9 protein-coding genes are annotated in these 8,915 nt (G+C 60.9%); 6 read left to right on the top strand and 3 right to left on the bottom strand.

Annotated features, from left to right (window positions below):
- The 6 genes from ACODTY_RS22610 to ACODTY_RS22585 form a co-directional block, all read left to right on the top strand.
- Window positions 1–475 (top strand): glycine cleavage T C-terminal barrel domain-containing protein (locus tag ACODTY_RS22610; RefSeq protein WP_488996427.1); only part of this gene is annotated, 475 nt, incomplete at its 5' end.
- A gap of 336 nt (window positions 476–811) precedes the next feature.
- Window positions 812–2,221, top strand: a complete 1,410-nt coding sequence (locus ACODTY_RS22605) for a glycerate kinase type-2 family protein (RefSeq protein ID WP_488996426.1) — start codon at window positions 812–814, stop codon at window positions 2,219–2,221.
- A 2-nt stretch (window positions 2,222–2,223) separates the two neighbouring features.
- Window positions 2,224–3,498: a phosphopyruvate hydratase gene (eno, locus tag ACODTY_RS22600; protein WP_488996425.1), complete on the top strand. Its 1,275-nt coding sequence runs from the start codon at window positions 2,224–2,226 to the stop codon at window positions 3,496–3,498.
- 18 nt (window positions 3,499–3,516) lie between these two features.
- Window positions 3,517–4,638 (top strand): tyramine oxidase subunit B, encoded by a 1,122-nt coding sequence (locus tag ACODTY_RS22595; RefSeq protein WP_488996424.1) that lies wholly within the window; start codon window positions 3,517–3,519, stop codon window positions 4,636–4,638.
- Window positions 4,639–4,772: 134 nt separating this feature from the next.
- Window positions 4,773–5,531, top strand: coding sequence for a class II aldolase/adducin family protein (locus ACODTY_RS22590; protein WP_488996423.1), 759 nt, complete (start codon window positions 4,773–4,775; stop codon window positions 5,529–5,531).
- Between the two features lie 333 nt (window positions 5,532–5,864).
- Entirely contained in the window at window positions 5,865–6,149 is a 285-nt protein-coding gene (locus tag ACODTY_RS22585) for a type 1 glutamine amidotransferase family protein (RefSeq protein WP_488996422.1), read from the top strand.
- 325 nt (window positions 6,150–6,474) lie between these two features.
- On the opposite strand, the gene tnpC is transcribed toward ACODTY_RS22585, so the two are convergent.
- The 3 genes from tnpC to ACODTY_RS22570 form a co-directional block, all read right to left on the bottom strand.
- Complete coding sequence (gene tnpC, locus ACODTY_RS22580; RefSeq protein WP_488996421.1) at window positions 6,475–8,127, bottom strand: IS66 family transposase; 1,653 nt, start codon at window positions 8,125–8,127, stop codon at window positions 6,475–6,477.
- 45 nt (window positions 8,128–8,172) lie between these two features.
- On the bottom strand, window positions 8,173–8,385 hold the full coding sequence (gene tnpB / locus ACODTY_RS22575) for an IS66 family insertion sequence element accessory protein TnpB (protein ID WP_488996420.1): 213 nt from the start codon (window positions 8,383–8,385) through the stop codon (window positions 8,173–8,175).
- 33 nt (window positions 8,386–8,418) lie between these two features.
- Window positions 8,419–8,915 (bottom strand): Tn3 family transposase (locus ACODTY_RS22570; RefSeq protein WP_488996419.1); only part of this gene is annotated, 497 nt, incomplete at its 5' end.

Genomic DNA, 8,915 nt, shown 5'->3' with positions numbered 1-8,915 from the left:
ACTGCGCCCTGTCGGCATGCACGCAGTGGACGCGATGCGCATGGAAAAGGGCTTCCGCCACTGGGGGCACGACATCGTCTATGAAGACAATCTGGTGGACTCGGGCTTGGCGTTCACCGCCAGGCCGAACAAGAATATTCCCTTCATCGGGCGTGACGCGTTCCTGAGCCAGAAGGTTGCTGGGATCGGCAAGAAGCGGATGGTTTGTTTCCTTCTCAACGATCCCGAGCCGCTCCTTTTCCACAACGAGCCGATCCTCATGAACGGCAAGCCCGTGGGCTATCTTACTTCGGCAAGCTACGCCCACCATCTGGGCGCCGCGATCGGCATGGGCTACGTGGGAGCCGATGAACCCGTCACTGCCGACTTCATTGCCAATGGTGATTTTGCCATTCAGGTCAATGGACGTGCAGAGCCCGCGACAGCCAGCTTAAAACCTTTTTACGATCCAGCATCGGAGCGCATGCGTACCTAAAGGTACCGTCGCTCCCGATATCCCACGTCTCTACTGCAGGCCGGCACCGGGCGAGGATCGGTGCCTGCCCATCGTCGCTTTGCAAATGCCGGCTGACGCGAAGGCGCTTTGGCACCTCAGCGACGGGGTCGCGCCCTGGCGATCCGGGAAAGAGCCCAAAATGTGTCCGCGCATTTGAAGCCAGAGGTTTTGAAATCAGTAGTAATTTGGGCTATTGTCGACAATAGCCTTTTCGTGTAGGTTCCCGCTGCAGGCTCCTTGGACAGGGTCAAATTCGGTTCCGCTGCAACGACGAAGGTGCGTGATTTTTGCAAAACCGTGCTGGAGCACCCGGAAATGAAGAAAATTCGCAACGCAAATGACATCCTCTCAGGGGGAAATGCCGCCTCCCGGCGCGTAGTGCTTGAGATCGCCGACCGGACGCTCGACCGTCTGGACAGCTATCGGCGCATCCGCTCGATCATGCGCATGGAGGGCGACATGCTGCATATCGGCGTGCGCTCCTGGGACCTGTCAAAGAAGCGCAACGTTTACCTTTTCGGCGCTGGCAAGGCCTGCAACCACATGGCGATGGCGGTTGATCACGTGCTGGGTAAGCGCCTGACGCGCGGCATCGCCATCGTCAAGATCCACGAGGAAACGGATCACTTCGACAAGACGGAGATCTTCGTCGGCGGCCATCCCCTACCCAACGAAGAAGGATTCCGCGCCTCGAGGAAGATAATCGAAATCGTTGACCAGGCAGGACCAGACGATCTGTTCATCGTCGTCATCAGCGGAGGCAGCTCCGCGCTGATGTCCTGCCCGATCGACGGCATTTCCCTGCAGGACGAGATCGATACGACCGACGTGCTGCTGAAATCCGGCGCGGGCATCTACGAGATCAACGCCGTGCGCCGACACATCTCGGCGCTGAACGGCGGCATGCTCGCCAAACGCATCCAGGACGTCGGGGCCGAACTGATTGGCTTCGGCATCAGCGATGCAGTGGGCACCCCGGCCACGGGCGACATCGCCGTCCCCTATGCCGCCTACAAGAGCACGCCGATCGGACCCGATGCCACGACGCTCGACGATGCGCGCGCGACCATCGTCAATTTCGATGTCGCCAACCGCCTGCCCAAGAGTGTGGTCGACTACCTGATGAACGCTGGCCCCGACAAGGAAACGCCGAAGGCCTTCCCCGACAACACCTACTTCTTGCTCAATACCCTGCCGGATTCCTGCATCTACGCCAAGGAAGCATGCGCGGAGATGGGCATTCCAGCCGTCATCGTCACCTCGTTCCTCGAAGGCGAAAGCCGCGATGCCGGCACCTTCTTCGCTTCGATGGCAAGGGAGATCCAAACCTACGGCAATCCGGTCACGGCACCCTGCGTGCTGCTCAGTTCCGGCGAGGTAACAACGCAAATCCTCGACAATTCCATCATCAAGGGCCATGGCGGCCCGGGCCAGGAAATGGCGGTGAGCTTTGCCATCACCGCCGCCAAGACGAAGGGAGCATGCCTCCTTTCTATCGACAGCGAGGGCACCGACGGCACGGCGAAGGTCGCAGGCGGCATCACCGATTCTTCAAGCCTCAAGGCAGCAGCCGACAAGGGCATCAGCCTCCATCAGGCGCTGCGGGAACATAGCTGCTTCGAGGCGCTCGAAGCCATCGGCTCCGCGGTCTTCACAGGGAACACCGGGACCAACCTCTGCGACCTCAACATCCTCTATGTCCCGGCGATCAAGGAAGGCCAGTAGCCATGCAAGACAGGATCGCGTCCGTCCGGGCCCAGCAGATAATCGACTGCAAGTGCCGCCCGGCCGTGGAAGTCGAAATCCGGACGGAGAGCGGCGCCATCGGGCGCGGCGCCGCACCAACCGGAACCTCGGTGGGTATGCACGAGGCTTTCGTCCTGCGCGACGGAGACCGCGAAAGCTACAACGGCCTCAGCGTCCATAAGGCGGTCGACAAGGTGGTGAACGTCATCGGCCCCGCCTTGATCGGCATGAATGTGTTCGACCAGCCCGCCATCGACGAGAAGATGATTGCGCTCGACGGTACGCCGGACAAGCGCAACCTAGGTGGCAACGCCATCTATTCCGCCTCCATCGCCGCCTTCCGCGCTGCTGCGGATTCCCGTCGGATACCGCTCTACAAGCACATCGCCGGCCGGGACATCCGAACCGTGCCGGTTCCCTGTTTCAATGTCGTCAATGGCGGGCGCTATGAAACGCTGACGCAGTCCTTCAACGAATTCCTGATCGTGCCTTATGGCACCGACAGCATCGACTTCGCTGTCGAGATGGCGGTTACCGTGTTCCAGAAGCTTGCCGAGGTCCTGACAAAGCACCTCGGCCACAAGCCGCAGGTTGCAAGTTCGTATGGCTATGCAGCGCCTTCGGACGACCCGGAGGTGATCCTCTCGCTGATGCAGGAAGCGATCGACGCCTCCGGCTATAAGGGCCGCATCGCCTTCGCGCTCGATTGCGCCTCCAGCGAAATGTACGACATCAAAACCGGGACGTATCTGCTGAAGGGCTTGCGGGTCTCAAGCGATGAATTGATCGCCTACGCCAAGGCACTTACCGAGAAATTCAACTTCGTCTTCATCGAGGATCTGCTCGATGAGAACGATTGGGAAGGATACGGCAAGGCAGTCAAGGAACTGACCCGAACAATCGTCCTTGGCGACGATCTCACGGTGACCAGCCGCGCCCTGCTGCAAAAGGCCTTCGAGACGCACGCGGTTGACGGCTTCATCCTCAAGCCCAACCAGGTCGGCACGATTACCGAGGCGATGGATGCTCATCGCTTCGCCAGCGAGCACGGAATGATTTCGGTCCCCTCCGGTCGCTCCGGCGGTGTGGTCGACGATGTGGTGATGGATTTCTCCGTCGGCCTCGAAGTGCCCTTCCAGAAGAACGGCGCGCCGCGCTCCGGAGAGCGCATCGAGAAGCTGAACTTCCTGATGCGCGCCAATGCCGCGAGCCCAGGTTGCCGCCTGTACGACATCAAGCCCCTTCTTCGCTTCTAACCCAGCAAAGGTTCAACCATGTATCCCAGGATCGATTTTACCTATCTCTCCGAACCCGACATGATCGCCGCTGGCGTTCTCGACGCCAAGCGTTGTGTCGATATCTGCGAGGAGACCTTCAGCCTGCTCGGCAAGGGCGACTACCTGATGGGCGGAGCCAATCACAACAACCACGGCCTGAACATCGTCTTTCCCAAGGAAACAAAATTTCCGAACATGCCGGTCGCCGGCCCTGACCGCCGCTTCGCCGCTATGCCGGGCTATCTCGGCGGCCGCTTCGATGTCTGTGGCAACAAGTGGTATGGCTCCAACCATGCCAACGCCGAAAAGGGCCTGCCCCGCTCGGTTCTCACGATGATGCTCAACGATAAGGACACTGGCGCGCCGCTGGCGCTGATGTCGGCTAACCTTTTGAGCGCGGCGCGCACGGGCGGGGTGCCGGGTGTTGCTGCAAAGCACCTTGCAAACAAGGGAGCGAAGGTCGTTTCGGTCGTCGGCTGCGGGCCGATCAACAAGGCTTGCTTCACGGCGATCATGACCCAGCTTCAAGGCATCGAGAAGGTCGTCTGCTTCGACCTCTTCCTCGACAAGGCCAATGAATTCGCAAAATGGGTAGAGGGAGAATATCGCGTAGAAGCCGTTGGCGTCGACGACACCGAGGCCGGATTCCGGGATGTGGATGTTATTACCGTCGCCGCTTCGCGCCTGAAGCCCCTCTACTTCAAGGACGAATGGATCAAGGAAGGCGCTACAATCCTCGTCTCCGGGCCGTTCAATACCGACGAATCGTTCCTGACCAGCGCCAAAATCGTCTACGACCACACGGCTCTGCAGGAGGCCTATGTCGAGGATGCGATCGCCTCCGGAAACAAGGACGCTTACTATGGCGGCGTGATCGGCGGCCCGTTCTTCCGCCTTATTGATGCCGGCAAACTGCCAGCGTTGAAGAATTCGACGGGCCTCGGCGATGTCGTGAACGGCGAGAAGCCCGGTCGCGAGAATTCCAAGGAACGCGTGATCTTCATAGCCTGCGGCATGGCCGTCTTCGACATCAGTTGGGGCTTCGAACTGCTGCAGAACGCAAAGGCCAAGGGCATTGGCCAGTCGCTGAACCTCTGGGAAAAGCCAAACCAGGGTTAAGCGACACAGGCGGCTATCGCCGCATCAAACCGCGCCGGGAGAGTCTGGTTTCCTAGCCGACGCTCCTGGCGGATGTTCCGCACGCCACCCGCAACCCAGTGAATCCGTCACAACCGCCAACAAGGATAATTGAGTTGGATCAAGCTGTGAAAAGTATCGCGCCTCTGCAAACCGAAAGCCAGCTCCGTGTAGACCTTGCGGCGGCCTTCCGGCTTGCCGCTAAGTTCGACTGGATCGAATCCGTCAGCAATCATTTCAGCTGCATGGTCTCCGACGACGGCCAAAAGTTTCTCCTCAATCCGAAGTGGAAGCACTTCTCCCTGATCCGGGCGAGCGACCTGCTTCTCCTAGATGCTGAGGACACGGAAATCATGGACCGCCCCAATGCGCCGGACGCGACCGCATGGTCGATACACGGAACCGTGCATCGCAGGATTCCGTCTGCTCGGGTCCTGCTGCATGCGCATCCTCCGTACGCGACAGCCCTGGCGAGTCTGAAAGACCCGACAATCAAGCCGATCGATCAGACGACGGCCCGGTTCCATGGCCTCGTTAGCCTGGATCTCGGCTTTGGCGGCATCGCCGACGACGATGAGGAAGCCGAACGGCTGGTAGATGCCTTCGGAAACCACCCAATCCTTCTGATGGGCAATCACGGCGTGACCGTCTCGGCCGAGACGATCGCGGAGGCGTTTGAGCATCTCTACCTTTTCGAGCGCGCCGCGAAGAACCTGATGCTTGCGTACTCAAGCGGTCAGCCCCTCAGTGTGCTTTCCGAAACGATCGCGCACAAGACCGCGGAAGCATGGCTGGACTACACGGACCAGGCTAGTGCCCACTTCAGTCAACTGAAGGATATTCTGGACAAGGAGGATGCGAGCTACCGGGACTAAATGCGAGTTTGGAGGATAGCGATAGATCGAGTCCCAGCGGCCATACGGCATGACACTGCAGCAGCCTCCATCCAAATCGGGCTTTGGCAATGGGTCCAATGAAGGGCCTATGGTATTCGTCTTCTACCTCATCCCCGATTTTGGAATGCTGGCGGTTTCCTCAGCGCTCGAGGCGCTCCGGTTCGCTAACAAAGTGCTCGGTTACCAAGCCTACGATTGGCGGCTTGTTTCAGAGAACGGTGAGCGGTCCGGGCAAGCTGCGGCATTTCCCTGGAGACCGATCGCTGTCTCGCCTCGGAGCGCAAGTCCCTGCTTAGTGACGAGCGCCCCTCCATGGCGATCGTCTGCGCCGAAGAGAACGCGGACAAACACTCCATCGGGCCGCTCGAGGCCTGGTTGCGGGAATGCCGGCAAAGGGGGATCCCAGTAGGTGCGCTTGATACAGGTACCTATATACTTGCCAGAGCGAGGATGCTGGACAACAGGCGCTGCACCATCCACTGGGAGAAATTGCCAGCTTTCAGCGAAGAATTTAGCGGCGCGCTGACCAACGCCAGCATTTACGAGGCAGACGACGAGATTTGGACCTGCGCCGAGGCTCGGCATCATTTGACATGATGTTGCATCTGATAGAACGCGCTTTCGGCGAGCCGACCACAGCCAACATTTGCGAGCATGCCCAAGTAGGACGCATGCGAGGGTCGACCGAGCGGCAACGGTTGCCGCTGCGATTGCGGGCAGGAGCGTCGAATGAAACGGTTATCAAGATAGTCGAGCAAATGGAACGCTATCTAGCGAGGCCATTGCCCCTGGATGTCATTGCGGCACGAGTGGACAGGTCTCGACGGCAGATCGAGCGGCTTTTTGTACGCATACGCCGAGGACCGCGGGATAGATGCCCGCGCGTGTGCGATGGCGGGGCTATGATGGTGGTTCGCGAGGGTCAGGCGGCCTGCTGATCCGCAGGCTTTTCGGCATCGCGCAGGCGTTTCCACTCCCACGGCAGCAGTTCTGGCAGGCGAGAGACGGGCAGATCGGCGATGCGGGCGAGAACGTCGGCCAGCCAGGCCTTTGGGTCGAGGTCGTTGAGGCGGGCCGTAGTGATCAGCGTGAGCATGACGGCGGCGCGATCGGCACCGCGCTGCGAACCGGCGAAGGTCCAGTTGCGCCGACCCAGGGCGATGCCGCGTAGCGCTCTCTCCGCGGCATTGTTGGAGAGACAGATCCTGCCGTCGTCGACGAAGCGGGCGAAGTCCGCCCAGCGCCGGAGCATGTAGTTGATCGGCTTCAGAACCTCGGCGGAGCGCGAGAGGGTTTCGCGCTCGCGGAGCAGCCAGGCCTGCATCTCATCGAGAAGCGGCTTGCTCTTCTCCTGGCGCACGTCCCGCCGCTGCTCGGCGCTATGGCCGTTGTTGGCGCGCTCGATCTTGAACAGCGCGTCGAGGCGTTTCACTGCCTCCAGGGCGATCGGGGAGACCGGCTTGCCCTTCACGCTGTCGCGGGCCTTCTTCGCGATATTGGACAGTTCAAAGAAGCCGCGCCGGGCATGGGCGAAGCAGAACGCCGGCGTGATCGGCTGTTCCTTTCGCTGCGGGTCGAACAGCGGCTCGAAGCCACCGTAACAGTCGCACTGAAGGATGCCGGCGAACCCGGCCAGATGTTTCTGAGGATGCTCGCCACGGCGATCCCCCGAGGCGTAATAGACCGCCGCCGGTGGCGCAGGTCCAGCGAAGGGGCGATCATCGCGGACATAAGTCCAGATCCGCCCGGTCGCGCATTTGCCCTTGGCCAGGATCGGGACCGTCGTGTCGTCGCCATGAAGGCGCTCGGCCGCAAGCACATGGGCCTCGATCAGGTCGAAGACTGGCTTCAGGGCGAAGGTTCCATGGCCGACCTGGTCGGCCAGCGTCGACAGCGGCAGGTCGATCCCCTCGGCCTTGAAGCGCGCGCTCTGGCGGTTCAGCGGGATGTGCTGCCCGAACTTGTCGAAGAGGATCGTCGCCAGCAGTTGCGAACCGATGAAGCCGCGCGGCGTCGCATGGAACGGCGCCGGCGGCTGGCTGACCTTGCCGCAATCGCGGCAACTGAACTTCTCGCGCACCGTCTCGATCAGCTTGAAGCGGCGCGGAATCTCCTCCAGCGTCTCGGTGACGTCCTCGCCCAGCTTCGACAGCCTCGAGCCGCCGCAGCAGGCGCAGGCGGTGGGAGGATCGATGACGACACGCTCGCGCTCGATATCCTCCGGCCAGGGTTTGCGCACCGGCCGCTTGCGCGTGAAGGCGCGCACGTTCCCGCTTTTCGTCGCCGCGGTGGCCGCGGCAAGCTCGTCCTCGCTCGCTGCGGTCACGAGTTCGTCGAGCTGAAGTTCCATTTGCTCGATCAGCCGTGCCGTGCGTTCGGAACGCTGGCCGTATTTCTCGGGCTTCAGCCTCTCGATCACCAACTGCAGGTGCGCGATCAGCGCCTCGGTGTCCGAGAGTTTCGCCTGCGCGCTCGCGGCCACCGCCTCGGCTTCCAGCCGTGCCTCGCGTTCGGCCCGCAGCGCCACCAGGGCACTCGCGAGGTCCAAAGGAAGATCGTCCGGCTTCACCATCACGAAGCCAGTGAATCAGATTTAGCCCGCGATTTCAAAAGGTAAATGCTAGCCGACCCGCGTCGGGCGCCAGGTTTCCTGCGGATTGCGCCAGTCGATGCCGGACAGAAGATAACTCATCTGCGCCGTCGAGATCGTCACCGCCCCGTCCGCCGGGGACGGCCACAGGAACCGCCCTCGTTCCAGCCGTTTCGTGAACAGGCAGGCGCCCTGGCCGTCATGCCAGATCACCTTCAAGGGGTCAGAACATGAGTTGTGCAAAATCGTACGCTAAGGTCGAACGGAGCATGAACATCATGCCGCCAGCCGGATTGGTGCTGGCAAACGAAGCGATCTGAAGCCTTCAGGCATCTGGTGTTCAGAATCCCACGTGTAGATGCCTGTGAGGTTGATATGTTCCCAACTAAGCGGCGAGACGTGTTTGAGCAGGTCATTCGGGATAGTCCGACCCGCCATGCGCAGGTGCGTGGCAGCGCGGTCAAGATAGACCGTGTTCCAATGGACGATAGCGCTGACGACGAGATTGAGGCCAGACGCGCGGAATGCCTGGCTCTCGAATGACCGGTCACGGATTTCTCCGCGCTCGTGAAAGAACACCGCGCGTTTGAGCTTGTGCGCTGCCTCGCCCTTGTTAAGGCCTGCTTGGCATCGCCGGCGCAAGGCTGGGCTCGAGTACCATTCGATCATGAACAGTGATCGCTCGATCCGTCCGAGTTCCCGCAGCGCCTTGGCCAACTGGCTTTCCCTCGGAGACGCTGCGAGCTTCTTGAGAATGGTTGAGGGGACGACGG

The sequence above is a fragment of the Mesorhizobium sp. FG116 genome (assembly GCF_057809835.1).
Note: the sequence above shows the minus strand (reverse complement) of the source record. Positions and strands in the feature narration are given on the sequence as shown.